The organism is Massilia sp. LXY-5 (assembly GCF_059801075.1).
Genome location: NZ_JBNNEH010000001.1, coordinates 461,031 through 487,592 on the forward strand (window position 1 = coordinate 461,031; position 26,562 = coordinate 487,592).

The window sequence follows — 26,562 nt, forward strand, 5'->3', positions numbered from 1 at the left end:
TGTTTAGCGTATCACGCATGGCCAAGAAAGAGCACGTGTCCGAGACACCCGCCACAAGCTTCCTGCGCAAGCATGCGGTCGAATTTTCCGAACATCCCTACGCCTATGAGGAACACGGCGGCACTGCGGTGTCCGCGCGCGCGCTCGGCGTACCGGAGCACGACGTGGTGAAAACCCTCGTGATGCAGGACGAGGCGGCCCGCCCGCTCATCGTGCTGATGCACGGCGACTGCAAGGTGTCGACCAAAAACCTGGCGCGTGCCATCGGCTGCAAGTCGGTCGAACCCTGCAAGCCCGAGGTGGCCCAGCGCCACTCCGGCTACCTGGTCGGCGGCACTTCTCCCTTCGGCATCCGCAAGGCGATGCCGGTGTATGTCGAGGAAAGCATCCTCGCCCTGGAGAAGATCTACATCAACGGCGGCCGCCGCGGCTACCTGGTCGGCATCGCGCCGCGCGTGCTGGTCGAGGTGCTGGGCGCCAAACCGGTGCAGTGCGCGCTGGCCGACTGACTACCGTCCAGCTCGGCGCTGGTGTATATTCACGAGCCCGCCAGAGGGAATGACTAGAGAGACACCATGAACACCCTGATTGCCACCATCGCCGCCTACTTGCTCGGCTCGATTTCCTTTGCCGTCGTGATGAGCCGCGTGTTCGGCCTGTCCGACCCGCGCACCTATGGCTCGAAGAACCCGGGCGCGACCAATGTGCTGCGCAGCGGCAGCAAGAAAGCGGCGATCGCGACCCTGGTCGGCGACGGCGCCAAAGGCTGGCTGGCCGTCTGGCTGGCGGTCCATTTTGGCGATCAATTCGGCATCGACGATACCGGCATCGCGCTGGTGGCGATCGCCGTCTTCCTGGGCCACCTGTGGCCGGTCTTCTTCCGTTTTGTCGGCGGCAAGGGCGTCGCCACGGCGCTGGGCGTGCTGCTCGGCCTGAACCCCTGGCTCGGCCTGGCTACCCTCGTGACCTGGCTGGTCGTGGCCTACGCCTTCCGCTACTCGTCGCTGGCCGCCCTGATCGCCGCCGTGTTCGCGCCGTTTTATTATGGCCTGCTGTTCGGCGTGAACGAGATCCTGTTTGCCGTGATCGCCATGAGCGCGCTGCTGCTCTGGCGCCACAGCACCAACATCGGCAACCTCATCGCAGGCAAGGAATCGCGCATCGGCAGCAAGGCTGTCGGCGCAAAAAAGAAGTAAGCACGGGGCGAACAATGCCCTGTTGATTCCCTCACAAGCATCCCCACATACCGCTTTTAGCCGGCGCACAGTGCGCCGGCATCCATTCAGGAAGGCGGTGTAGCGTGAGCAAGCAATTGAGGATTGATTTCGTGTCGGACGTGTCGTGCCCCTGGTGCGCGATCGGCCTCAAGTCCCTGGAACAGGCCCTGGAGCGCGTTGCGCCCGAGGTCACGGCCGAGCTGCATTTCCAGCCCTTCGAACTCAATCCCGACATGGGTCCCGAAGGCCAGGACATCGTCGAACACATCACCGAAAAATACGGCGCCCCGCTCGAGCAGCAGATCCAGTCGCGCGAACAGATCCGCCAGCGCGGCGAAGCGGTCGGTTTTACCTTCGACATGGCGCGCCGCGGCCGTATCTACAACACCTTCGACGCCCACCGCCTGCTGCACTGGGCCGAGTCGCAGGGCCGCCAGCACGCACTCAAGCTTGCCCTGTTCGAGGCCTATTTCACCCATTGCGAAGACCCGAGCTCGCGCGAACTGCTGGTGCGCGTGGCCGGCCAGGTCGGTCTCGACACGACCGAAGCGCAGCGCATCCTGGAAACGGGCGAGTATGCCGACGAAGTGCGCGAGAGTGAACTGTTCTTCCAGCGCGCCGGCATCCGCTCGGTACCTGCGATCGTCATCAACCAGCGCCACCTGATCTCGGGCGGCCAGCCGCCGGAAGTGTTCGAGCGCGCGCTGCGCGAAATCGCGGCGCAGGCGGACGCGCCGTTGATTTGATTGGGTGATGCCCGTAGGGTGGGCGCCCCGGGCCCACCAATGCATGCGTCACGTTTGCTCATGTTACGGTGGGCACGGGGCGCCCACCCTACGTCCCGGTGGGTGCACGTCGCCGGATAATCAGGCCCCCGGAACCAGCTCCAGCACCACCGGCTGATGATCCGACGCCGCCGTCTCCGACTGCACCTCCACGCTGGCCACGCGCCGCGCGAGATCTTCGGTGACAAAAAAATAATCGTAGCAATCCGGCTTCTCCGGCCACGGATAACCATGCAGCCCGGCGGTCGGCGCGCGCGCATGGCCGGGATGGCGGGCGGCCCAGGCGTCGAGCAGCAGCGGCGCGCCCTCCGCATGCGGCGCGAGCAGGGCCTGGTAGGCGGCGTCGCCCGGCGCCATGTTGAAGTCGCCGCAGTAGATGGCCGAGGCCGGGCGCTCGCCCAGCTGGTAAGGCGCGTCCATCTCCGGATGCGCGGCGAAGATGCGGGCGCGTGCGCTCGCTTCCGCATGCAGTTCGCGCAGGCGCCGGATCTGCGCCATCCTTTGGAACGGCGAATGGTATTCGAGGTGGGTGGTCACCAGGCGCAGCCTGGCGCCGGGCGTATCGAGCACGACCTCGATCGCGCCGCGCGGCATGCCGGGTGCGCCTTCCGGGTCGACCGGCCAGGGCAGCATGTGGCGCTGGGCCTGGGTGATGCGGTATTTCGAGAGGATCAGGTTGCCGAACAGGCGGGGGACGTTGTTACGGTAGATTTCACTGGGAGCGTGCTCGATCGCGTGGAAGCCACCGAAGGCGCCCGCCAGCTGCTTGAACTGGTTGGCGGTGGCGCTGCCCTCGAGTTCAGGGTGGTTGGCGGCGACTTCCTGGAGGCAGATGATGTCCGGATTGAGCTTGCGCAGCACATCGATGATCGCGTGGATACGGATGCGCCCGTCTTTCCCACAACCCCAGTGAATGTTCCAACTTACAACGCGCATGTAGGACCTCCCAAAACTGGACCGCCCGAGTTTGCCATCGTTCGGGGCAGGGCGGTCACACGGTAGGATCGTTGTCAGCGTTGCAAGTTCACGAAATCCTAAGCGGCTTCCAGCTCGTCCAAAGGCCAGCGCGGACGCACATTGAAGGCGTAATCGCGGGTCGCCAGCGCGGGATTTCTCTCCAGGCGCAGGGCCCCGGCAAAGGCGATCATCGCGCCGTTATCGGTGCAGAACTCGAGCTCCGGATAGAACACGCGGAACTTGCGTTTCTCGGCCGCGGCATTGAGCGAAGCGCGCAGCTGGGCATTGGCGCCGACGCCGCCGGCGATCACGAGGCGCTTCAAACCCGTGTGGCGCAGCGCGTTCACGCATTTTGCGGTGAGCACGTCGACGATCGCATCGACAAAACCGCGCGCGATGTTCGCCTTGTCCTGCTCGCAGATATTCGCGATCACCTTCTCGTCGTGGTTCTTCACCACGGTCAGCACGGCCGTTTTGAGACCCGAGAAGCTGAAATTGAAATCCTTCGAATGCAGCATCGGGCGCGGCAGCGTGTAGGCAGCCGGATCGCCGAATTCGGCCAGGCGCGAAATCGCGGGGCCGCCCGGATAGCCGAGGCCGAGCAGCTTGGCCGATTTGTCGAAGGCTTCGCCGGCGGCGTCGTCCAGGGTTTCGCCGAGCAGGGTGTAGCGGCCCACGCCGTCGACCCGCATCAGCTGCGTGTGGCCGCCCGAGACCAGCAAAGCGATGAAGGGGAAGTCGGGGCGCTCGGTGGCCAGCAGCGGCGAGAGCAGGTGGCCCTCGAGGTGGTGCACGCCGAGCACCGGCTTGTCCAGCGCCAGCGCCAGGCTGCAGGCGACCGAGGAACCCACCAGCAGCGCGCCGGCCAGGCCGGGGCCCTGGGTGTAGGCGATGGCGTCGATGTCGCCTTTCGCGATGCCGGCGCCTTTCAAGGTCTGTTCGAGCAGGGGCAGGGCGCGCCGGATGTGGTCGCGCGAGGCCAGTTCCGGCACCACGCCGCCGTACTCCTCGTGCATGGCGACCTGCGAATGCAGGGCATGGGACAGCAGCCCGCGCTCGGTATCGTACAGAGCCAGGCCGGTTTCATCGCAGGAGGATTCGACGCCGAGAACAATCATGGGAAAAGCCGGAAGGGAAGAGCGGAAGACGGCATTGTAAAGCAGACGGCCGGGCAGTGCCCGGCCGCAGGATCACAGCACACGCATCAAGGACGCGCCAGCAGCTCCTTGTGTGCATTTTTCAGCATCGTCACCGTATCGTCCCAACCGATGCAGCCGTCGGTCACCGAGCAGCCATATTTCAGCTGGGTCAGGTCCGAAGGAATCGGCTGGTTGCCGGCCACGATATTCGATTCGATCATCACGCCCACCAGCGACTGGTTGCCGTGCTTGATCTGCTGGATCACGTCCGACATCACCAAGGGCTGCAGCTCCGGCTTTTTATAACTGTTCGCGTGCGAGCAGTCGACCACCAGGTTGGCCGGCAGGCCCGCTTTTTTCAGGGCCTGTTCGGCGATCGTGACCGAGACCGAATCATAGTTCGGACGGTCGCCGCCGCCGCGCAGCACGACGTGGCCGTAGGCGTTGCCGCGGGTACGCACGATCGAGACCGCGCCCTTGTCGTTGATACCGAGGAAGGCGTGCGGATTGGCCGAGGACAGCACCGCATTGATCGCGATGCTCACATCGCCGTCGGTGCCGTTTTTAAAGCCGACCGGCGTCGACAGGCCCGAGGACATCTCGCGGTGGGTCTGCGATTCGGTGGTGCGCGCGCCAATGGCGGTCCAGGCGATCAGGTCGCCCAGGTATTGCGGCGAAATCGGATCGAGCGCTTCGGTGGCGGTGGGCAGGCCCAGTTCGCACACGTCGATCAGGAATTGCCGCGCGCGCTCCATGCCGACGTCGACCTGGAAAGAGTCGTCCATGAACGGATCGTTGATATAGCCCTTCCAGCCGGTGGTGGTACGCGGCTTCTCGAAGTACACGCGCATCACCAAGAGCATCGTCTCCTTGACTTCTTCCTGCAGCGCTTTCAGGCGGCGCGCATAGTCGAGGCCCGCTTCCGGATCGTGGATCGAGCAGGGGCCGACGACGACGAACAGGCGCTCGTCCTTGCGGTCGAGGATGTCGCGCAGCGCGGCGCGGCCGTTCATGACGGTGGCGAAGGCGCTTTCCGAGAGGGGCAGCTTGGCGTGCAGCTCGACCGGGGTCGGCATGCGCCCGAACGAGGTAACGTTGGTATTTTCGATATCTGGTGTGATCAGCATGGTGCAGTCCGTGGACAGGGTCGGACCAACGAGTGTAGCGCCAAAAATGCTTATTTGCAGCAGACAGGTCAAAAGCAGGTCAAATGCCTGAGGGTGTAAGCTAACGATATGGACAACAATACTACCCGCCCCACCGAATCCTTTCCGGCCGCCCGCTTCATCAAGGAGATCGGCCGCGGCGTGAAAGGCGCGCGCAGCATGACGCGCGAAGACGCCGCCGCCCTGTACGGCGCCATGCTCGAAGGCCGCGTCTCCGACCTCGAACTCGGCGCGATCCTGATGGCGATGCGCATCAAGGGCGAGTCGGTCGAGGAACTGGCCGGCTTCATGGACGCCGCCGAAGCCGCGTTCGCGCCGTTACCAAGCCCGCCCGGCGAGTTCGCGCCGGTGCTCATCCCGAGCTATAACGGCGCGCGCAAGCTGGCCAACCTGACACCGCTGCTGGCGCTGCTGCTCGCGCGCGAAGGCGTGCCGACGCTGGTGCATGGGGTGCGCAACGATCCGGGCCGCGTGACGACGGCCGAGATCCTGGCTGAACTCGGGCTGGCCGAAGCGGCCACCAGCGCCGCCGTGCACGACGCCTTTGCCGCGCGCCGCCCGGCCTTCATGCCGATCGAAACGCTGGCGCCCAGCCTTGCGCACATGCTCTCGCTGCGCCGCATCCTCGGTGTGCGCAGCTCCACCCACACGATCGTCAAGATCCTGCAACCTTTCGAGGGCGCCGCGCTGCGCCTGGTGTCGTACACCCATCCGGAGTATCTGCAGGCCCTGGGCGAGTACTTCACGAGTGCTGCACCGCACGCGCGTGGCGACGCCTTCCTGATGCGCGGCACCGAGGGCGAAACCGTGGCGAACCCGCACCGCGCCCAGCAGATCGACTGGTTCCATGGCGGGCAACGCACGCTGCTGGTCGAGCGCGACATGCCTGCCGACACCCTCGCCGAGGTGCCCGAGGCGCGCGATGCCGCCGCCACCGCCGCCTGGATCGCGCGCGCGCTGCGCGGCGAAGTCGCCGTGCCGCCTTCGATCAGCGCACAGGTGGCCGCCTGCGCGCGGACTGCGCGGGCACTGCGCACCTGAGTCCGCAGCGTTTCCTCGTTCCGATGCAAACACGGCTGCGCCCGGCGGCCGTGTGGATCGCGCGAACAAATTATTTCTTTCAGGAATTAATCGATAGATGATCTAGGGCAAAAACGGCTGGGCGATTTTCTTTCACTATGGAAAAACGATACCGCAAAGCAATTCATTTGAGTTGCAACCGACATGACGCGTTCGGTCTCGTTATCGATCCGGCTCCGGCCGGTCCTCCCAATTTGAAGGATGCCCAGAATGAACAAGACCTTCCGCTCTACTTCGAACGTTTTCAGCTACGCCGTGCTGGCCCTGGCCATCGCCGGCGCCGGCAGCGCCATCGCGGCAGAGGACACTGCCGTGGCAACCGGTACCGTCATCGCGCCGATCCAGATCACCAAAGTTGCCGACCTGGTCTTCGGCAGTTTCGCTGCCGGCGCAGCGGGGGGTACGGTCACCATTTCCACTGCCGGCGCGCGTGGCCAGAGCGGTGACGTGTTCCTGGCCGGTGCCGCGGGTAGTGCGGCGCAGTTCAACGTGACCGGCGAGGGCGGCCTGACGTATTCGATCGCCCTCGCGCCGACTCCCCTGACCAGGAGCGGCGGCACGGAAACAATGACCTTCACCGCACAAAGCGACATCGCCAGCGGCACCCTGTCCGGCACCGGTGGCGCCGGGGCCCAGAGCTTCTTCGTTGGCGGCGTGCTGACCGTTGGCGCCGGGCAGGTGCCCGGCAACTACGTGGGTTCGGTCAAAGCAACGGTCGCGTACAACTAAGGGAGCGGGTAGCGGGGTCACCCGCTCCTGACCATGCCGGTACGCAGCAAGCGCTTCATCCTGCTCGCGAGCACCGCCGTCCAGGCGCTGCTCGCGTTCGCGCTTGTGCTCACCCCGTGCGCCGCGTCCGCGCAGCAGGTTGCACTCAGCAACACCCGCGGCCTCGACTTCGGACGTTTCGTCGCCGGCAGTGGCGGCACGATCACCCTGAGCCCCTCCGGCCTGCGTTCGCGTACCGGTGGCGTGATCCTGCTCAACTCGCCGAACGCGAGCCAGGCCGCATTCAGCGCCAGCCAGACCACGTTCGACGCCGGCCGCGGCAGCCTGCGCGCAACGGCCACGACCGCCGCCACCACGGCGGTCATCGTCTCGGTGCCGGCCAACGGCGCTACTTACCTCACCAGCGGTGCCAACAGCATGGCGGTCGGCGATTTCGTCACGTCGGACGCACTGCTGGCGGTCGGGAGCAGCGGTGCCTCGCTCGCAGTCGGCGCGACGCTGGTCGTGGCGCCGGATCAGCCGCCCGGCAATTACTCCGGAACCTTTTCCGTCATCCTCAACCACCAGTAATCCTGTGCGCCAGCGCCGCACAGTGAAAGAACATCGTCATGCTCTACTCCGCGTTTGCAACCATCCCTGCCGCACCCCTTGTGCTCGCCTGCCTGCTGCTGGCGCCCTTCCTGCCCGCCCGTGCCGAGCTGATGCTGCACCCCACCCGCATCGTGTTCGACAAGAATACGCGCGCCACCCAGATCGAGCTGATCAACAACGGCAGCAAGCCGGCCAGCTATCGCATCTCGCTGGTGAACCGGCGGATGACCGAGGCCGGCCAGTTCGAGGCGGCCGAAAGCGAGCAGGACGGCGAACGCTTTGCCGATGCGATGCTGCGCTATTCGCCGCGCCAGGTCACCTTGCAGCCTGGCACTGCCCAGACCGTACGCGTCATGCTGCGCAAGCCCGCGGACCTGGCCGAGGGGGAATACCGCTCGCACCTGCAGTTCGACAAGCTGCCTGAGGCCGAGGGCAGCGCCAGCATCGAGAACCAGGCCACGAGCGGCACCCAGATCGGCGTGGTGCTGAACGCGCTGGTCGGCGCTGCCGTTCCGGTCATCGTGCGGCACGGCGCCTCCAGCGCCAGCGTCAAACTGGCCGGGCTGACCTTGGGCAAGGACGAGGCCAGGCATGCGCAGCTCGCCCTGCAATTCGAACGCGAGGGCAACAGCTCGGTGTATGGCGACGTCAGCGTTACTTTCACGCCAAAGAACGGCAAGCCGCAGAGCCTGGCCCAGGTCAAGGGCATTGCCGTCTACACGCCGAACCGCATCCGCAAGACGACGCTGCCGCTGCAGGTGCCGGACGGCGTGGCGCTGGCCGGCGGCACGCTCGACGTCAGCTACCGCGACCGGCCCGAAGCCGGAGGCAAGCTGCTGGCGCAGGCCAGCCTGAACCTGCCATGAGCATGCGGGGCAGGGCGTCCGGCGCCATGCCTGTTTACTAGGCAGCGATCCGGTGGGCGCGGCGCATTGGCAAGGTGGGCACGCACGGCGCGCGGGCCTGGTGCTCGCGGCGCTGGCCGTGTCCACCGCGCTGCCGGCATTCCAGCCGGTCGCCGCAGCGGTGCCCGTGCAGGCGAAGGAGAGCGAGGCGAACGAGGTCCTGCTCGAGGTGCGCCTCGGCAGCATGGTGCTGTCCGACGCGGTCACGGCCTACGAGCTCGGGCGCGACGTCTACCTGCCGCTGGGCGAAATGGCACGCCTGCTGACCTTGGCCATCCGCGTCATGCCCGGCGCAGGCCGCGCCAGCGGCTACATCCTGTCCGAGCAACGCAATTTCAGCCTCGACGCAGGAGGACGGGCGGTCGACATCGCAGGCAAGCGCGAAGCGGTCGATCCCGCGCAGCTCAAGCTGGAAGGGGATGAGATCTATGTGGCCAGCCGCCTGCTGGCGCGCTGGCTGCCGGTTGACCTCGACCTCGATATGCCGAGCCTGGCGCTGAAGGTGCGCCCGCGTGAGCAATTGCCGCTGCAGGCGCGCCTGCAGCGGCGCGAGCGCGGCCGGCTGCCGGGCAGGCCAGGCGGCTACATCGATCCCGGCTATCCGCGCCTGGCCACGCCCTATCGCCTGGCCGACGTCCCCTTCATCGACCAGACGCTGGGGTTCGGGCTCGACCAGCGCAGCGGGGCGCGCAGCACGGCGGCATCCTGGAGCGCCTATGCCGCCACCGATTTGCTGGGCATGGAAGCGGCCCTGTATGTCAGCCGCAACCTGCATGCGCCCATGTCCGCGCCGCGCCTGACGCTCGGGCGCCACGACCCGGACGGCGGCCTGCTCGGGCCGCTGGGAGCGCGCAGCGTGCTGTTCGGCAGTGTGCCGGTGCCGGGCGTGGCCAACATCTCGGGCAGCAGCGCCACCGGCGACGGGGATCGCGCTCAGCAACCGCCGGCTGGACCAGCCGACCAGTTTCGACCGCCACACACTGCAGGGCGACCTGCCGCCGGGATGGGATGTCGAGCTGTACTACAACGAGGCGCTGGTCGGCGTCCAGCAGCCGGGACCCGGCGGCAAATACAGCTTCGATGACCAGCCGCTGGCCTATGGCCCGAACGAGTTCCGCCTGGTGTTTCATGGTCCGCTAGGGCAGCTGCGCATCGAGCGCCAGTCCTTCCTGCTGGAGCAGTCGGCGCTGCCGCGCGGCGCGCTGTTCTACGACCTGGCCGCGCACCGCGACCGGGAAGGGCGCCAGCGTGCCCTGGCGCAGTTCGAATGGGGCGTGGGCGAACACCTGAACGCCACCGCCGGCTGGCAGCGCCTGCCGCTGTTCGGTGCCACCCGCAGCTATGCCAACCTCGGCCTGCGCAGCTACTGGAACAGCGTCATCCTGACCGCCGATACGGTGCAGGCCGACGACCGCGGCAGGCTGGCCCAACTGGGGCTGAAGACGCGGCTCGGCAATGTGGCAATCTCGGCCAGCCATGCCCGCCTCGACAAGTTCACCAGCGAATTTTTTACCTCTACCAATGACCCGGTGCGCACCCGCGACGAGCTGCGCGCCGAAGGCGTGCTGGCGCTGGGGAGCGCCAGTTTCTTTCCGCTGTCCCTGCAGTTCAGGCGCGACCTGCTCACATCAAGCCTTGAGCGCCGCGAGATCCAGGGGCGCCTGTCGGCCTACCGCAATGGCACCGCGCTCAGCAATGCGCTACGCTGGCAGTCGCTGGGCGCTGCCAGGCATGCCGATGGTGCGCTGCAGGTCAGCCGCAGGATGGCGGGCATCGGCATCACAAGCCAGCTGCAATACACGCTGGCGCCCGCAGCCCGGCTGGACAGTGCGGCCGTGTCGGCCGATTGGGTCCTGCGTGACGGCTACATGCTGAACCTGGGGCTGACGCGCCTGTTCCAGCAGCGCGAGCTGCGCGCGGCCGGCTCGCTCAACAAGAGCCTGGGCAGTTTCGGCCTTGGCCTGAGCGGCTTTTACTCGAGCCGCCGCGAGCTCGGCATCGGGGTGCGCCTGTTCATGGCCATGGGCCTGGAGCCGCGCAGGGGGCGCGTGTTGCTGGAGGCGCAGCCGATGGCGAACATGGGCGCGGGATCGGTCCGCGTGTTCCTCGACAAGAACCTGAACGGCACGAAAGACGAAGGCGAGGAGGGCATTGCCGGTGCCGGCTTCACCATCAACGGCGCCAATGTCGCGGTGCGCACGGATGCCGGCGGCGTCGCCTGGCTGCCGCGCCTGCCGGCCAGCCGGCATGCGGACATCGGGCTCGACCCGGACACCCTGGAGGACCCGCAGTGGCAGCCGCAAATAAAGGGCGTGCGCATCGTGCCACGTCCGGGCAAGGTCAGCCGGGTGGACTTTGCGGTCAGCATGACCGGCGAGGTGGACGGTACGACCTGGCTGCTCGGGCAGGGCGGCCGCCGTCCGGTCGGCGACTTGCGGCTCGAACTGGTCGATGCGTCGGGCAAGGTGGCCGCCACCATCAACAGCGCCGCCGACGGCTATTACGTCATGACCGGCATCTTCCCTGGAGAATATGTGCTGCGCGTCGCACCGGAGCAGCTCGAACGCCTCGGCTTGCAGCAGGCCGGCACACACACCATCACGATCGGGCCCGAGGGTAGCGTGCTCAACGGGCGCGACCTTGATGTGCGCCCGCTCGGTGGTGCCTGAAGCCTGTGGCGTGCCCGCGGCCGATTTGGCTGCGGGCGGCCGCAGCCAGCCTGCAAGCGTTTACAATGGCGGGTTTGAATCTGGCGGCAGCAGCTCATGGCAAAACAATTCGATGTAGCGGTAATCGGCGCAGGCGCGGCCGGAATGATGTGCGCGGCGATTGCCGGCGCACGCGGCAAGCGCGTGGTACTGATCGACCATGCCGAAAAACTGGCCGAGAAAATCCGCATCTCCGGCGGCGGGCGCTGCAACTTCACCAACATCAACGCCGGGCCGGCCAACTTCCTGTCCGAGAACCCGCATTTTTGTAAAAGCGCGCTGTCGCGCTACACGGCCCAGGATTTCCTGGCCCTGGTGAAAAAACACCGCATCGCATACCACGAAAAGCACCGCGGCCAGCTGTTCTGCAACGACTCAAGCGAGCAGATCATCGCCATGCTGAAGGCCGAGTGCAGCGCGGCCGAGGTCAACTGGCGCATGCCGTGCAAGGTGCATGGCATCACGAAAGAGGCGGACGGCTACCTCATCGATACCGACCACGGCGATATCGCGGCGGAGAGCGTCGTGATCGCCACCGGCGGCCTGTCGATCCCGAAAATCGGCGCCACCGACCTCGGTTACCGCATCGCCACCCAGTTCGGCCTGCCGCTGGTCGAGCCGCGTCCGGGCCTGGTGCCGCTGACCTTCGATGGCCCGGGCTGGGCTGCTTTTGCGCCGCTGGCGGGTATTGCGCTGGAGGTCGAGGTCTCCACTAGTTCCGGCAAGGGTAAACATGCAAGGAATGGAAAAGGCGGTGGCCTGTTCCGCGAAGATTTATTGTTCACCCACCGCGGCCTGTCGGGCCCGGCGATCCTGCAAATTTCCAGCTACTGGGAACCGGGCACCCCGATCGTGGTGAACCTGTTGCCGGAGATGGATGTCGCCGAGGAACTGATCGGCTCCAAGACGACGGTCAAGAAGCAGCTCGGCAACGTGCTGACCCAATGGCTGCCCGCGCGCCTGGTCGAGGGCCTGCTGCTGGCCAACGGCCTCGCCCCGGACGCGCGCCTGGCCGACATGCCCGACGCCAAGCTGCGCAAGCTCGGCGACGCCATCAACCGCTGGGCCATCGTCCCGACCGGCTCGGAGGGGTATCGGAAGGCCGAAGTCACCCTCGGCGGCGTCGACACCCGCGCGCTGTCCCAGCAAACGATGATGGCCAAGGATGTCCCCGGCCTGTATTTCATCGGCGAAGCGGTCGACGTCACCGGCTGGCTCGGCGGCTACAACTTCCAGTGGGCCTGGGCTTCCGGCTACGTCGCCGGCCAGAGCGTTTAAGTTTTTGTGGGGTGGGCATGCATGCCCACGCGGATCATGCCGACCACGAACGGCCCAGCCGCAGCTCCACAACGCATCAACACCCCTGTATCAAATCCATCACACCGACGTAATCTCTTCCACTGCTTGCCAAAAGCTGCTAGAATTTCGTTCTTCCTAAATCCAACGGTTTCATTTTTACATGACCACTATCCGCCTTAAAGAAAACGAGCCGTTCGAAGTCGCAATGCGTCGCTTCAAGCGCACCATCGAAAAAACCGGTCTGCTGACCGAACTGCGCGCACGCGAGTTCTACGAGAAGCCAACTGCAGAGCGCAAGCGCAAGCTCGCCGCTGCCGTGAAGCGCCACTACAAGCGCATCCGCAGCCAGCAACTGCCTAAGAAACTGTACTAAGACTGCCTGCCGGCTAGTCCGGCGACGAAGCGCTGCGCTCGTCCCGGTAGCTGCGAGAAGTCCTGCGAACCCGCCCTGGTTGTGACCCCGGCGGGTTTTGTTGTTTGTAGTCCGTACTAATCGATTCGGAGAAGCCATGAGCCTGAAAGAACAAATCACCAACGACATGAAAGCGGCGATGCGCGCCAAGGAAGCCGGCAAGCTCAACACGATCCGCCTGCTGCTGGCCGAAATCAAGCGCAAGGAAGTCGACGAACAGATCGAAGTGAACGACCAGCAAACCGTGGCCATCGTCGAAAAGATGATCAAGCAGCGCAAGGACTCGATCACCCAGTTCGAAGCCGGCAACCGCCAGGACCTGGCCGACATCGAGAAGGCCGAGCTGGAAGTGCTGGTCGCCTACATGCCGGCCGGCCTGTCGGATGACGAGATCGCCGCCGAAGTTGCCGCCGCCGTGGCCGCCTCCGGCGCCGCCGGTCCGCAGGACATGGGTAAAGTCATGGCCATCGTCAAGCCGAAGCTGGCGGGCCGTGCCGACATGACCGTCGTCTCGACCCTGGTCAAGAAAGCGCTGACCGGCGCCTGATGTAGCATAACTGAGCACAAACGGGCCGGACGGCCCCGGGCTTGTTGTAAATCAATTTGCAGCGAGCCCTGCGGTATAGTCTGAGCTTAGACAAACACGGTGTAGACCTCCTACGTGATTCCGCAATCCTTCATTACCGATTTGCTCAACCGCGTCGACATCGTCGACGTGGTCGGGCGCTATGTTCAGCTCAAAAAGGGCGGCGCCAATTACATGGGGCTGTGTCCTTTCCACAGCGAAAAGTCCCCCAGCTTCACCGTCAGCCCCACCAAGCAGTTCTATCACTGCTTCGGTTGCGGCGCCCATGGCACCTCGATCGGTTTCCTGATCGAGTACTCGGGCATGGGTTTCGTCGATGCCGTCAAGGACCTGGCCCAGAACGTGGGCATGGTCGTGCCCGAGGCCGACGACAAGATTCCGCCGCTGCAGCGCGCCGCCCAGCAGGCGCAATCGCAGTCGATGACGGAAGCGCTCAGCCAGGCCTGCGACTACTACCGGGCCCAGCTGAAAACCGCGCCGAACGCGATCACCTACCTGAAGAACCGCGGCCTGACCGGCGAAGTCGCCGCCCGCTTCGGCATGGGCTATGCCCCGTCCGGCTGGGACAACCTGCGTAGCGTGTTCCCGGATTACGAGATGCTGGCGCTGGTCGAATCCGGCCTCGTGATCGACAAGGTCGACGAGGACGGCGGCAACAAGAAGCGCTACGACCGTTTCCGCGAACGCATCATGTTCCCGATCCGCAACACCAAAGGGCAGGTGATCGGATTCGGCGGGCGCGTGCTCGACAACGGCGAACCGAAATACCTGAACTCGCCTGAAACGCCGCTGTTCCAGAAGGGTCTCGAACTGTACGGCCTGTTCGAAGCGCGCCAGGCGATCCGCGACGCCGGCTATGTGCTGGTGACGGAAGGCTATATGGACGTCGTCGCGCTGGCCCAGCTCGGCTTCCCGCAAGCGGTGGCCACCCTCGGCACGGCGTGCACCAGTACCCACGTGCAAAAGCTGCTGCGCCAGACCGACAACGTCATCTTCAGTTTCGACGGCGATAAAGCAGGCCGCCGCGCCGCACGGCGTGCGCTCGAGGCGTGCTTGCCGCAGGTGTCGGACAACAAGACCATCCAGTTCCTGTTCTTGCCCGAAAAGCACGACCCGGACAGCTTCGTGCGCGAGTTCGGCGCCGATGCTTTTGCTCAGGAAATCAACGACGCGATGCCTTTGTCCCAGTTTTTGCTGCGCGAAGTGACGGGCGAACACGATTTATCGACGCCGGAAGGGCGCGCCGCCACCCAGTACGATGCCAAGCCGCTGCTGCAGGCGATGACGCCATCCTCGCTGCGCCTGCAGATCGTGCGCGGTTTGGCCAGCCTCACGGAATCGTCGCCGGCCGAGATCGAAAGTCTGTTCGAGTTGTCCAAGCCGGTATCGGTTGCCAAGAAGGCGCCGCCGCGTCAGGGGCGGCCGGAACCGGTCGGCCTGGAGTTGCAGATCGTGCGCATCCTGGTTGCGCATCCGGCGCTGTCGCTGACCCTCGACGAGGAAGCGCTGCAGGCGTTTGATCATTTCGGCCAGGAATCGAGCGATGCCTTGCGTTATCTCGTCGGCACCGCCCAGGCCCTGGGCGAATACGGCAACTTCGCGGCCCTGTCCGAACAGTTGAAAGAGGGCGGCGGGCACTACGACCGCATCATTGCCGAAATCGCCTCGGAGCCGGAATCGGATCCTGAAGCCGACCGTGTCTGGCTGGGTAGCGCCGTGAGGCAAATCAAAAAGGATGCGCTGAAACAGGAGTTGAACCAGTTGTTTTCCAAGGGCCTGACCCCAGATCAGGTGAGCGCTCGCTATCGCGAAATCATGGCCCAGCAGCAGGTCCTGGAACGCGAAGATGCGGCGAACATGTCGCCCCGCTAAGGGTGTGTTGCAAAGCCGGCAGTTAAGCTTTGTGCAACTTGGAAAAAGAGGGGTGCGTGCTATAATAAAACGCTAACTATTGCAACCTTTGAAACGACTTTCGTGTCAAAAGGGGCGTGGAGTTTCAGTTAGCGCAGCAGTGTTGTACGCTGTTTGAAGCGTGATGTAAGGTAACAAAACTTTATCTTTAACCATCGTAAAGTTAGTCGTTGTGACATCGAAAGCGCCTGTGCCAACCAAGAAACCCGAACCCAAAGTGGCTGCCAAAACCACCAGAGCGTCCGCCAAGGCGGACAATGCGCAAGACAAGGCGGAAGCTCGCACTGCGGGCGCCGCACCTGTCGTCAGCCAGACCACCGATGCCGCCGCATTGGCCGCCATCGACACGTCGGGCTACGTGCTGCCATCCGTGAAAGTCCCGGGGCGCCGCGGTCGCAAGCCGAAAGAATTCACCCCCGAGAACGACGAAGTCGCCGCCCTGAACGCGGTCGAACGCGCCGAACTGAAAGCCGTCGACAAGGCCAAGGCCAAGGACCGCAAGGCCAAAGAAAAAGCCTTGCTGAAAGACGCGTTCGCGTCGGATACCGAAGCGAGCGAAGAAGAGATCGAGCTGCGGCGCCAGAAGCTCAAGACGCTGATCAAGAACGGCAAGGAACGCGGTTTCCTGACTTACGCGGAAATCAACGACCACCTGCCCGACAACATCGTCGATCCGGAAGCGATCGAAGGCATCATCGGCACCTTCAACGACATGGGCATTGCCGTGTACGAACACGCGCCCGATGCCGAAACGCTGCTGCTGTCCGACAACGTTGCGACCGTCACGAGCGACGATGAAGCCGAGGCCGCGGCCGAGGCGGCGCTGTCGACCGTCGACTCCGACTTCGGCCGTACCACCGACCCGGTGCGCATGTACATGCGCGAAATGGGTTCGGTCGAGCTGCTGACCCGCGAAGGCGAAATCGAAATCGCCAAACGCATCGAAGACGGCCTGCGCGACATGATCCAGGCGATCTCCGCCTGCCCGGTGACGATCGCCGAAATCATCTCCGCTTCCCAGCGCATCGAAGCCGACGAGATCAAGATCGACGAAATCGTCGACGGCCTGGTCGAAGAAGAAGGCGCGGTAGAAACCTCGCCATCGGCGGTCGGCCCAAGTTCCGACGACGACGACGAAGACGAGGAAGAAGAAGCCGAGGAAGAGGGCGAGGAAGAAGAAGCCGCCGCCACGCCTGGCGCCGCCGGCTATTCCGCCGAGCAGCTCGAAGCACTGAAAATGGCCGCCCTGGAAAAGTTCGGCACCATCGAGTCGCAGTTCGACAAGATGCGCAAGGCCTACGAGAAGGACGGCTACAACTCGAAAGCCTACGTCAAGGCGCAGGAAGCCATCTCCGACGAACTGCTGGGCATCCGCTTCACGGCCAAGGTCGTCGAAAAGCTGTGCGACACCCTGCGCGGCCAGGTCGACGAGGTGCGCCACATCGAAAAGCAGATCCTGGATGTTGCCGTGAACCGCTGCGGCATGCCGCGCGCCCACTTCATCAAAGTCTTCCCGGGCAACGAGACGAACCTGGAATGGGTCGATGGCGAAGTCAACGCCGGCCACGCCTACAGTGCCATCCTCGGACGCAATATCCCGACGATCAAGGAACTGCAGCAACGCCTGATCGACCTGCAGGCGCGCGTCGTGCTGCCGCTGCCGGACCTGCGCAACATCAACCGCCAGATGGCGGCCGGCGAGATGAAGGCGCGCAAGGCGAAGCGCGAGATGACCGAGGCCAACCTGCGTCTCGTGATCTCGATCGCCAAGAAATACACGAACCGCGGCCTGCAATTCCTCGACCTGATCCAGGAAGGCAATATCGGCCTGATGAAGGCGGTCGATAAATTCGAATACCGCCGCGGCTACAAGTTTTCGACCTATGCGACGTGGTGGATCCGGCAGGCCATCACCCGCTCGATCGCCGACCAGGCGCGCACCATCCGTATCCCGGTGCACATGATCGAAACCATCAACAAGATGAACCGCATCTCGCGCCAGATCCTGCAAGAGACGGGCGCCGAGCCGGATCCGGCCACCCTCGCGGTCAAGATGGAAATGCCGGAAGACAAAATCCGGAAGATCATGAAGATCGCGAAAGAGCCGATCTCGATGGAAACGCCGATCGGCGACGACGACGATTCGCACCTGGGCGATTTTATCGAGGACAACAACACGCTGGCGCCGTCCGATGCGGCCCTGCACGCCTCGATGCGTGGTGTGGTGAAGGACGTGCTGGACTCGCTGACCCCGCGTGAAGCGAAGGTGCTGCGCATGCGTTTCGGCATCGAGATGTCGACCGACCACACGCTGGAAGAGGTCGGCAAGCAATTCGACGTCACCCGCGAGCGCATCCGCCAGATCGAAGCGAAGGCGCTGCGCAAGCTGCGGCACCCGTCGCGTTCGGACAAGCTGAAGAGCTTCCTGGAAGGCAGCAGCTGATTGTTGTTGCTGTGCTCAGCTAAAGCTTGACGGCTCTGTACTAAAAGCAATATCCTCTCGCCACTTCGTTCGGGACACCGCAGCGCGGTGGCGAGATTTTTCTTCCCATCTGTAACGAGTTTGGGCCTCTAGCTCATGCCTGGTTAGAGCAGCGGACTCATAATCCGTTGGTGCCCGGTTCGACTCCGGGGAGGCCTACCAGTCAAATCGATACCTCAGCCCAGTCCGCCGGACTGGGCTTTGTTGTTTCCAGCCGAGTCAACGCGGCACGTCCGTCGCGCGCGCCATCTACCGATAGTGACAATGCGTGATTCTCTAAGGTGCTAATTGCTGGCACAATGGCATCCTGATCAGCAGGCGCAGGGCGTTGGGGTAACAATGGAAATCAATTCGCTGACCGGCGAGTTCGTGCACGCGCCGACCGAACGCGCCTTTTTGCAGCACAAGCAGGACCAGACCCAGTCCTTGCTGGGCTTTACGCTGACCTTCTGCACCGTCTTTTATCTCGGATTTTTCGCCACCGACCTCGCCGCGCTCGGCTGGGGCCATGACACGATGGCGCTGCTGGGCGCGCGCATCGCCGTTGCGCTGACGGCCGGCAGCTGCGCCTGGCTGGCTTACCGGCGGGTCCTGTCGGTGCCTGCCGCGCGCCTTGCCGCTTCGCTGGCGGAGGGGGTGGCGCTGGCCTGCTTCATGTTCATCGCGGTGTTGCGTCCGGCCGAATTCCACTGGCACGCGATGTCGCTGGCGATCATGCTGGTGGTGGTCTACCTGTATATCCCGAACCGGCTGCGCTATGCGTCGACCATTGCGGTGGTGGCGACGATCGTGTTTGTCGTGCTCGCGGCCGAGTACAGCCGCATGTCGTCCGCCGACAAATTCACGATGGGCATGCTGCTGGTGCTCGTGAATACCTTCGGCTTCCTGGCCGCACGCCGTTTCCAGTACGTGTCGCGCGAGGAGTTCCGCTCGTGGTCGGTACTCAAACATGCGGCCGAGCGCGATCACCTGACCGGGTGTTTCAACCGCCGTTACCTGCACGATCAGTTGATGGGCGGGCGGTGGCGAGAACGTGCGCCGGATGCGGACAGCCTGAGCGTGGTGCTGTGCGACATCGACCGCTTCAAGCAGATCAACGACACCCATGGACACGGCGACGGCGACATGGTGTTGCGCGGCTTTGCCCGGATCCTGCAGGTCGCGGTTCGGGACGGGGTCGACAGCGTGGTGCGCTATGGCGGCGAAGAATTCCTGGTCGTCCTGCCGGGCACCGACCTGGCCGGCGCGCTGCGCCTTGCCGAGCGTCTGCGCGTTACCTTCGCCGCGACAGAGGTCGTGTCGACCGACGGCGCGACGCGGCTGCGGGCCACGGCCAGCTTCGGCGTCGCCAGCGTCGATCTGGCCCAGTTCACCTTCGAGCATCCGCTGCGCCACCTGATCTCCGCCGCGGACGAGCTGATGTACCGGGCCAAGCACAACGGGCGCGACCGGATCGAGTCGCTTCAGCTGGCGGGGCCGGCGCGCAAGTCAGGCGCCGTTCGGTAAGGGCAGGGCTGCCAGCTTGCCCTGCCGGTCCAGCGTATAACGTTGTAAATCGCTCGCCAGGAACAGATTGCCGCTGTAGGCGAAACGCGCCTCGGCTTCGATATCCGCCATCGTCGCCCCGCCATTGCCCTGCTGCTGGTAGCGCGGACTGAAATGCGTCAGGATCAGGTTCGGAATCCCGGCCTCTTCAGCGAAGGCGGCGGTCGCCCGTGCCGAGCTGTGCTGCGGCCCGGGCCCGACCTTCTGCAGCACCTCCTCGGTATAGGTCGCCTCGTGCACGAGAACGTGGGCGTCGCGCGCCTGCGCGGCGAGCAGGGATGGCGTGTCGTTGTCGCCGGCAACGATGACCTTGCGCTGGCGCCGGCCGGGCAACAGGTAGTCGGCGCTGCGCGCCACCCGGCAATCGGGTAATGCGATGTCTTCGCCGCGCTGCAGTTGGCCCCAGCCGGGGCCGGAGGCGATGCCGTCGCGTTCGAGCCTGGCGATGTCGAGACGGCGTTCGACGCTTTTTTCGACGAAGCTGAAGGCGAACGAGGGCACGCGGTGCGACAGTTCCGCCGCCTCGATGCGAAAGTCGGGCAAGGTGGCGAGCGACCAGCCGGGCTCGACGGCCGAGAATTCCACTTGGTAGGGCAGGCGCAATTCCGTGCTGTCCATCACGCCGCGCACGAAGCGCTCCACTGCCGGCGGGCCGGCGATCAGCAGCGGCTCCGCGCGGTTGAGCAGGCCGGCGCTGGCGAGCAGGCCCGGCAGCCCATAACAGTGGTCGCCGTGGATGTGGGTGATGAAGATCGCGCGCAGGCTGATCGGCGAGAAATTCGTGCGCAGGATGCGGTGCTGCGTGCCTTCGCCGCAGTCGACCAGGTACCAGTGTTTCGACCCCGTTGCGCGCAGGGCCAGGCCCGACACGTTGCGCGCGCGGCTGGGCGTGCCGGACGAGGTGCCCAGGAATTGCAGTTCCATGTATTGTCCTTGTTCGTTCCTCGATTATGCGTGAAACGGGCGAATGCGGCGGACAATTGCCGAGTGCGGGTCATGAAAGAATATTTCAAGATCTATCTTGGAATGACATAATCTTGCATTATTCTGTAGGACGGTGCCTACAAACAACACTTCGTCTTTATTGCTTGAGGGGCCATCAGCGCATCTGTAAAATTAATTGCGTAACTTCTCGTCTACACTTCAAGCCCGCCTACCGTGCCGGGTTATCCGGCCGATGCCCCACCGAACGATACTGTCCATGCGCCCCTTGCGTGACGCCGGCGCCTACTTTCGTAGCACGGTCTTGCGCCGACTCGCCCTGTTCCTGGCCGTCGCGTTGCCGCTGGTGTGGCTGTTCGTGGCGCATGAACGTGGGCAACTGGTTCAGATTGCGCGCGATGAAAGCAATCGCAATGTGCGTAACCTGGCGCATGCCTTCGCCGAAGAAGTGCGCTCGAGCATCGTCACCATCGACTTGTCGCTCAGCCAGTTGCGCTTGAGCTGGCAGCGCAATCCCGAGCAGTTCGGCGCCATCGTTAGCGAACTCAACGCTCATCTTCAGGGACGGCTCCACCTCAATGTCGTGGTCACGGACGCGGACGGACAATTGGTGTTTTCGAGTATCGCCGGGGCGGCTGAGCACATCGACCTGAAGGACCGCGAGCCCGTGCATACCCATTTGACGGGCGTGCCCGGAGACCGGCTGTTTATCGGCAAGCCACGCACCGGGCGGGTGTCGGGAGAATGGGAGGTCCAGTTTTCCCGGCCCATCCTCGATGGTGACGGCAAGCTGGTCGGCGTGATCGTGGCCGGCGTGGCGCCAACCTATTTTTCGCGCTTCTACCACAGCATCGACCTCGGTGGCTCCGCCTCGATTGCCCTGGTACGCAACGACGGGATCGTTGTCGCCCGCACCACGCGTGACCTCACCATGCGCGACAGCGGCAAGTTGTTGACGGGTTACCCGTACTCGCCGGACAGCGGGCCTGGAGGCAATTTTCAGCGCGCCAGCCGCATGGACGGTGTCGAACGCTATTACGGCTGGAGCGCGCTGGCCGACTATGGCCTGCTGGTCACCGTCGGCCAGTCGATCGCGGATGCGAATGCGCGCTACGTGCAGCAGAGCGAGTTACTGGTCTACACCGGCGCTGCCGTCTCGCTGCTGCTGGCACTGACCGGCTGGGCCGCGCTGGCCGCCGCCGACCACCGCCGCCGTGGGGTGGTCTCGCTGGCAGCGGCCGAAGCGCGCTGGAAACTGGCGCTGAATGCCACCGGCGAAGGCGTCTGGGACTACAGTTTCGACAGCGGCCTGGTCACCCTGTCGCCGAGCGCGCAGGGCATCGTCGATGCTGAAAGCACCTTGTTGCCGTTCGACCGCACCGTTTTCACCGGGATGTCTCATGCGGAAGACGTGCCGGCGGTGCTGCATGCGCTCGACGCCCATCTGAATGGCACCGCCCCGGACTACACGGCGCAATACCGCACGCGCCTGCGCAACGGCAACTGGCGCTGGATCCTGGCGCGCGGCCAGGTCGCCGAGCGCGATGCTGCCGGACGCCCCTTGCGCATCGTCGGCACCGTCGCCGATATCGATGCGCGCAAGATGCAGGAAGAGCAAATCCGCCACCTGGCGCACCACGACATCCTGACCGGCCTGCCGAACCGCCTGCTGTTCGGCGACCGCCTGCGCCAGGCCTTGCTGGCGGCCCAGCGCGAAGAGCACAAGCTGGCCCTGATCTTCTTCGACCTCGATAAATTCAAGCCCGTGAACGACAGCTATGGCCATGCCGTCGGCGACGTGTTGCTGCAGCAGGTGGCGACGCGCCTGCGTACCACCCTGCGCGCTTCCGACACGCTGGCCCGCCTTGGCGGCGACGAATTCGTCGTGCTGCTGCCGCGGGTTACCGGTGCCGGTGACGCGAAAAAGGTCGCCGAAGATATTTTGCGCGAACTGAACCGGCCCTTCATGACCGAAGGTTTTACTGTGCACATCTCGGCCAGCCTGGGCGTGGCCGTGTATCCGGATGGCGCGCTTGATGCCGACAGCCTGCTGCGCTGCGCCGACACCGCCATGTACGAGGCGAAATTGCTTGGCCGCGGACGGGTGGGCGTGCATGCCGTGGCTGAGCGCAGCCCGCTCGAACTGCTGCCGACCGAGCGCGACGCGGCCTGAGGCAAGGCCGCGCATCGGTTCCACTCAAGCCGGCTGTACATCCTCGATCACGAAGCCGCTGGCCGGCAGCGCCGGCATGCGCGACAGGCTCACTTCCAGGTCTTGCTGCGGCACCGTGTAGCTCACCTCGGCCGCCAGCAGGCGCAGCGCCGATTTGGTCAGCTCGACGGTCAGCGTTTCGCCCGGACAGCGGTGGCCATGTGCCACATCGCCGCCGCCTTGCGGGATCGAATCGAAGCCGCTGCCTTGCCGGCCTTCGAAGCGTTCCGGACGGAACACCTCTCCATCGGGCCAGGTCGAGGGATGGCGATTCGTGCCGTAGACGTCCAGCAGCACCCACTCTCCCTTTTCGAAGCGTAATCCGTCCCACTCGAAGGCGAGGTTGGCGCGCCCGCCGATGGCCGGAAAGAAGGGGTAAAAGCGGCGCACTTCCTCGACAAACATCTCCAGGGCCGCCTCGTCGCCGCTTGCCAGGCGCGCTCGCCACTCGGGGTAAGTGTGCAGCGCCAGCGCGCCGAACACGATGTAGCGCGCCACCGCCACCACCGGCCGCAGCACATTGATGAGTTCGGTGGCCGCATCGTCCATGGACAACACTTCGCCGTCGGCATCGGTGTGGAAGGCGATCACGGCCAGCGGGCTGTCCGGCTCGGTCGGGCGGCCGGCGCGTACCGCCGCAATATGGTCGTGCGCCCACTGCCGGGTATGCCGGCGCAGCGACAATCCCAGCCAGTTGCGCGGACCGACTGCGCCGGCGCCATCGATCATGGCCGAGAATTCGGCCGTGCGCAGCACCTCTTCCTCGACGTTGGCGAGCGGCACGCCGGCCCAGGCGCAGGCGGCGCGGCACAGTACCGCCTGCGCTTCCTGGATCAGGACCTGGCGCCGCAAGCGCGGCCAGCGTTTCATGCGCTCGCGCCATTCGCGCTCGGCCAGCGCCACCAGGCGCGCGCGCGATTCCGGCGCTTGCAGCGACAGCATCATCGCCTTGCGCACCCGGTGCATCTCGCCGTCCAGGGTTTGCGTGCTGCCGTGGTCCTGCAGCAGGGTCAGCGTGGTCGGCGGAATCGCGCGCCGCCGGGTAAAGCGACCGGGCTGGTAGAACATGCGCGCGGCCGCTTCGCCGCGCACGCACACCACGCGCCGCAGCATCAGGCGGGTGCCGAAGATGTCGGTGCCGAGTTCGTCGCAGCGGTTGCCGATGAAGCGGTAGCCTTCCTCGAGCAGGGCGATGGTGTTGTCGAAGCCGGGCGCCTGCAGGATGGCGCGGTGCACGGGCAGGGCGGCGGAATGGGGCGCGTTCATGGGCGATCTCCTTTGCACCAGAGTGTGCCAGAGCCGATGCATTCCCAATGTGCGCTGGCGCCCGCACGGAAGCGTTGTCGCGCTTTGTACAACACTGGCCTGCTGTGTGATGCACCAGGTGCTCAGTGCGCGGCCGGCGCTTGCGGCAGGGCTGCGTCGGGCTGCGTCTCGGCACGCGGCAGGTAGATGCTGACGGTCGTGCCCTGGCCGGGCACGCTCGCGATCCGGATATGGCCGCCGCTCTGGCGCACGAAGCCATGCGCCATCGACAGGCCGAGGCCGGTGCCCTTGCCTTCGGGCTTGGTCGTGAAAAAGGGTTCGAAGGCGCGTTCCATGACTTCCGGCGGCATGCCCTCGCCGGTGTCGGAGACGGCGATGCGCACGTAGTCGCCGGCGGTCAGCTCGGGGTCGGCCGCTGCGGTGGCGTTGTCGATCGCCAGGTTCTCGAGGGCGATGTTGACCTTGCCCTTGCCTTTCAACGCGTCGCGCGCATTGATGACGAGGTTCAACAGGACGTTTTCGAGCTGGTTCGGGTCGACCAGCGTGTTCCACAGGTCGGCGCCGTGCGCCAGGGCGATCTCGACCGATTCGCCGGCGGCGCGCTGCAGCAGGCTGTCCATGCGTTCGAGCAGGAGCCCGACGTTGACCAGGTTCGGATGCAGCGGCTGGCGCCGCGCGAAGGCCAGCAGCTGGGACGACAGTTTCGAGCCGCGCTCGACGGCGTCGAGGATGCTGCGCAGGCGCTTTTCGCTGTTGTTGGAGGATTTCATCATCAGCTGTACGTTGGCGCTGATGATGTGCAGGATGTTATTGAAATCGTGGGCGACGCCGCCGGTCAGTTTGCCGACCGCTTCGAGTTTTTGCGAGCGCGCCAGCGCCGTGCGCGCCTCGTCCAGGCGTTGCTGGCGCAGCCGTTCGCGCGCCTCGGCTTCGCGCCGCGGCGTGATGTCGCGCAGGAAGGCGCTGGCGCCATGGCCGACTTCGGCGGGCAGGGCGGCGACGACGATTTCGACCGGCACCAGGTGGCCGTCGCGGTGGCGCGCCAGGACTTCGGCCGGCTCGCCGTTCAAGAGCGGCCTGGCCTGGCGCACCAGGGGAACGCCGCGTTCGTCGGTCCCGGCGGCCGGGTCGTCCAGGGCGGCGAACTGGGCAAAGCCGCGTTCGTGCGCCACGCGCTGGTCAAGCGGCACCAGCAGCTCGCCGATCTCGCGCCCCAGGGCCTCGGCGCGGGTCCAGCCGAACTGTTGCACAGCGCGCGGATTCCAGTCGGTGACGCGTCCTTCGGCGTCGATGGCGATGAAGGCGTCGTAGGTGTTTTGCAGGATCAGGTCCATGCGCATGCGCTCGGCGTCGATGCGTTCGTAGGACTGGCGCAGTTCGAGCGTCATCGCGCGCGCCAGCTGCACGGCGCGGCCCCGTTCGCTCGCCAGCAGCCAGACGACCACGCTCAGCAGGAAGCCGAGGCCGATGCCGGTGATGCCGATCATTTGCGGGCGGCGCGTGTCGAGGCGCGCCTCGAAGCCGGGCGAGGAAGCGATGTCGATCAGCCAGGGGCGGCCGGAAATGTTCGCCGGCAGGGTCTGGCGGAACAGCGGCTGGCGCCAGGCGGCGGCGTCCTGCGAGCGGAACAGCAGGGACTCCGGATCCGGACGCATGCCGTCGTAAATCGTCACCTGCAGGTCGGCCGCGTGCGCGCCGCCGAGGCCGCGCATCAGGTCCGCCATCCGGAACGGCGCATACACCCAGCCGACGATGGCGGCGCGGCGCTCGGCGACGCTGGCGATGGGGGCGCCGCGGCGGTAGACCGGCACGTACATCAGGAAGCCGGGCTGGACGTCGCGTCCTTCCTGCACCAGCACCACCTTGCCCGAGACGGCGGCGCCGCCCGTGTCGCGCGCGGCCGCCATCGCGGCGCGGCGCACCGGTTCGCTGTACATGTCGAAGCCGAAGGCGCGCAGGTTGCGTCCGGTGAAGGGCTCGATGTGGGTAACCGAGGTGGCGAACTCGCCCGTGGGCTGCGGGTGCACTTCGTAGCTGGCAAAACCCTGGGCGCGCAGCGCCGACTGGTGCGCCGCAAGCCGGCTGCGTTCGATGATGCTGGCGATGCCGAGCGCCTCGATGCCGGGGAAATGTTCCTGCAGGTTCTGGGTCTGGAAATACTCGGCGAATTCGCGGCGGTCGATGTCGACGCTGCCGCGCATGAAGCCGCGCGTGCCGCGCAGTACTTGCTCGTAGACGGCCATGCGGCGCACCGTCGTGTTGACGAGGTCGCGCGCGCGGTAGTCGAACTGGGCGGCGAGGTCGGCAGCGGCATCGCGCCGCGCGCTGCTCCAGGCGCCATAGGTGAGGAGCAGGGACACCAGGAAAACGAAGCCGGCGAGGATCAGGGGCCCCCACCCCTGGCGGACAGGTGCGCCGCGGGTGGGGATGGTCTCGTCGGGTTCCGGATGCGGCATGTAGTCGGGGGTAGGCAGCCGCAGGGCGGCGGGATGATCAGGGCTAAGGCGTCGGGCAAGCGTCGAGGTCTGCAGGATACGCGGCAATGCCCCGCGCAGGCGCACGGGATGCCTACTTATTTACCTGCCACTCACCTGCGGCCCCGCGCTTTTGTTTGCATAATACAATATCTG

21 protein-coding genes and 1 tRNA gene are annotated in these 26,562 nt (G+C 65.3%); 16 read left to right on the top strand and 6 right to left on the bottom strand.

The annotated features are described in order from the left end of the window. Positions 1-17: 17 nt before the first annotated feature. The 3 genes from ybaK to ACI48I_RS02095 all read left to right on the top strand — a co-directional run bounded on the left by ybaK (position 18) and on the right by ACI48I_RS02095 (position 1,963). Entirely contained in the window at positions 18-509 is a 492-nt protein-coding gene (ybaK, locus tag ACI48I_RS02085) for a Cys-tRNA(Pro) deacylase (protein WP_498573185.1), read from the top strand. Positions 510-575: 66 nt separating this feature from the next. Next, entirely contained in the window at positions 576-1,196 is a 621-nt protein-coding gene (gene plsY / locus ACI48I_RS02090; RefSeq protein WP_498573186.1) for a glycerol-3-phosphate 1-O-acyltransferase PlsY, read from the top strand. A gap of 104 nt (positions 1,197-1,300) precedes the next feature. Further along, positions 1,301-1,963, top strand: a complete 663-nt coding sequence (locus ACI48I_RS02095; protein WP_498573187.1) for a DsbA family oxidoreductase — start codon at positions 1,301-1,303, stop codon at positions 1,961-1,963. Between the two features lie 120 nt (positions 1,964-2,083). Here ACI48I_RS02095 and ACI48I_RS02100 read toward each other — a convergent pair whose 3' ends face one another. The 3 genes from ACI48I_RS02100 to ACI48I_RS02110 form a co-directional block, all read right to left on the bottom strand. After that, positions 2,084-2,938 (bottom strand): endonuclease/exonuclease/phosphatase family protein, encoded by an 855-nt coding sequence (locus ACI48I_RS02100; protein WP_498573188.1) that lies wholly within the window; start codon positions 2,936-2,938, stop codon positions 2,084-2,086. A gap of 98 nt (positions 2,939-3,036) precedes the next feature. Next, complete coding sequence (tsaD, locus tag ACI48I_RS02105; RefSeq protein WP_498573189.1) at positions 3,037-4,077, bottom strand: tRNA (adenosine(37)-N6)-threonylcarbamoyltransferase complex transferase subunit TsaD; 1,041 nt, start codon at positions 4,075-4,077, stop codon at positions 3,037-3,039. Between the two features lie 86 nt (positions 4,078-4,163). Continuing rightward, on the bottom strand, positions 4,164-5,222 hold the full coding sequence (locus ACI48I_RS02110; RefSeq protein WP_330635414.1) for a 3-deoxy-7-phosphoheptulonate synthase: 1,059 nt from the start codon (positions 5,220-5,222) through the stop codon (positions 4,164-4,166). A 111-nt stretch (positions 5,223-5,333) separates the two neighbouring features. On the opposite strand from ACI48I_RS02110, the gene ybiB reads away from it, so the two are divergent. The 12 genes from ybiB (at position 5,334) to ACI48I_RS02170 (ending at position 19,473) form a co-directional block, all read left to right on the top strand. Continuing rightward, positions 5,334-6,305 carry a DNA-binding protein YbiB gene (gene ybiB, locus ACI48I_RS02115; RefSeq protein ID WP_498573190.1) on the top strand — a complete coding sequence of 324 codons (972 nt, stop codon included), beginning with the start codon at positions 5,334-5,336 and terminating at the stop codon, positions 6,303-6,305. 249 nt (positions 6,306-6,554) lie between these two features. Next, entirely contained in the window at positions 6,555-7,073 is a 519-nt protein-coding gene (locus ACI48I_RS02120) for a DUF4402 domain-containing protein (RefSeq protein WP_498573191.1), read from the top strand. Between the two features lie 33 nt (positions 7,074-7,106). Continuing rightward, the gene (locus ACI48I_RS02125) at positions 7,107-7,643 is read left to right on the top strand and encodes a DUF4402 domain-containing protein (protein ID WP_498573192.1); all 537 of its coding nucleotides are present in this window, start codon (positions 7,107-7,109) and stop codon (positions 7,641-7,643) included. Positions 7,644-7,681: 38 nt separating this feature from the next. Beyond that, positions 7,682-8,530: a fimbrial biogenesis chaperone gene (locus tag ACI48I_RS02130; protein WP_498573193.1), complete on the top strand. Its 849-nt coding sequence runs from the start codon at positions 7,682-7,684 to the stop codon at positions 8,528-8,530. Positions 8,531-9,438: 908 nt separating this feature from the next. Further along, positions 9,439-11,238: an MSCRAMM family protein gene (locus ACI48I_RS02135; protein ID WP_498573194.1), complete on the top strand. Its 1,800-nt coding sequence runs from the start codon at positions 9,439-9,441 to the stop codon at positions 11,236-11,238. Positions 11,239-11,334: 96 nt separating this feature from the next. Continuing rightward, positions 11,335-12,555, top strand: a complete 1,221-nt coding sequence (locus tag ACI48I_RS02140; RefSeq protein ID WP_193688425.1) for a BaiN/RdsA family NAD(P)/FAD-dependent oxidoreductase — start codon at positions 11,335-11,337, stop codon at positions 12,553-12,555. A 181-nt stretch (positions 12,556-12,736) separates the two neighbouring features. Beyond that, positions 12,737-12,949, top strand: coding sequence for a 30S ribosomal protein S21 (rpsU, locus tag ACI48I_RS02145; protein WP_005665410.1), 213 nt, complete (start codon positions 12,737-12,739; stop codon positions 12,947-12,949). A 136-nt stretch (positions 12,950-13,085) separates the two neighbouring features. Next, entirely contained in the window at positions 13,086-13,535 is a 450-nt protein-coding gene (locus tag ACI48I_RS02150) for a GatB/YqeY domain-containing protein (protein WP_193688426.1), read from the top strand. Positions 13,536-13,649: 114 nt separating this feature from the next. Beyond that, positions 13,650-15,446 (top strand): DNA primase, encoded by a 1,797-nt coding sequence (gene dnaG / locus ACI48I_RS02155; protein WP_498573195.1) that lies wholly within the window; start codon positions 13,650-13,652, stop codon positions 15,444-15,446. A 256-nt stretch (positions 15,447-15,702) separates the two neighbouring features. Further along, entirely contained in the window at positions 15,703-17,928 is a 2,226-nt protein-coding gene (gene rpoD / locus ACI48I_RS02160; RefSeq protein ID WP_227496685.1) for an RNA polymerase sigma factor RpoD, read from the top strand. Positions 17,929-18,050: 122 nt separating this feature from the next. Further along, positions 18,051-18,129, top strand: a tRNA-Ile gene (locus tag ACI48I_RS02165). A gap of 177 nt (positions 18,130-18,306) precedes the next feature. After that, positions 18,307-19,473 carry a GGDEF domain-containing protein gene (locus ACI48I_RS02170; protein WP_193688429.1) on the top strand — a complete coding sequence of 389 codons (1,167 nt, stop codon included), beginning with the start codon at positions 18,307-18,309 and terminating at the stop codon, positions 19,471-19,473. On the opposite strand, the gene ACI48I_RS02175 is transcribed toward ACI48I_RS02170, so the two are convergent. Continuing rightward, entirely contained in the window at positions 19,456-20,436 is a 981-nt protein-coding gene (locus ACI48I_RS02175; RefSeq protein WP_193688430.1) for an MBL fold metallo-hydrolase, read from the bottom strand. The genes ACI48I_RS02170 and ACI48I_RS02175 overlap by 18 nt on opposite strands. A 277-nt stretch (positions 20,437-20,713) precedes the next feature. Between ACI48I_RS02175 and ACI48I_RS02180 the strand changes: the two genes are divergently transcribed. Continuing rightward, a complete protein-coding gene (locus ACI48I_RS02180) occupies positions 20,714-22,627 on the top strand; it encodes a bifunctional diguanylate cyclase/phosphodiesterase (protein WP_498573196.1) in 1,914 nt (637 codons plus the stop codon). A 24-nt stretch (positions 22,628-22,651) separates the two neighbouring features. Here the strand turns inward: ACI48I_RS02180 and ACI48I_RS02185 are convergent, their stop codons facing one another. Together ACI48I_RS02185 and ACI48I_RS02190 are read right to left on the bottom strand one after the other, a co-directional pair. Beyond that, on the bottom strand, positions 22,652-23,932 hold the full coding sequence (locus tag ACI48I_RS02185; protein WP_498573197.1) for a cytochrome P450: 1,281 nt from the start codon (positions 23,930-23,932) through the stop codon (positions 22,652-22,654). 122 nt (positions 23,933-24,054) lie between these two features. After that, a complete protein-coding gene (locus ACI48I_RS02190; protein WP_498573198.1) occupies positions 24,055-26,388 on the bottom strand; it encodes a CHASE domain-containing protein in 2,334 nt (777 codons plus the stop codon). Positions 26,389-26,562: the final 174 nt, after the last annotated feature.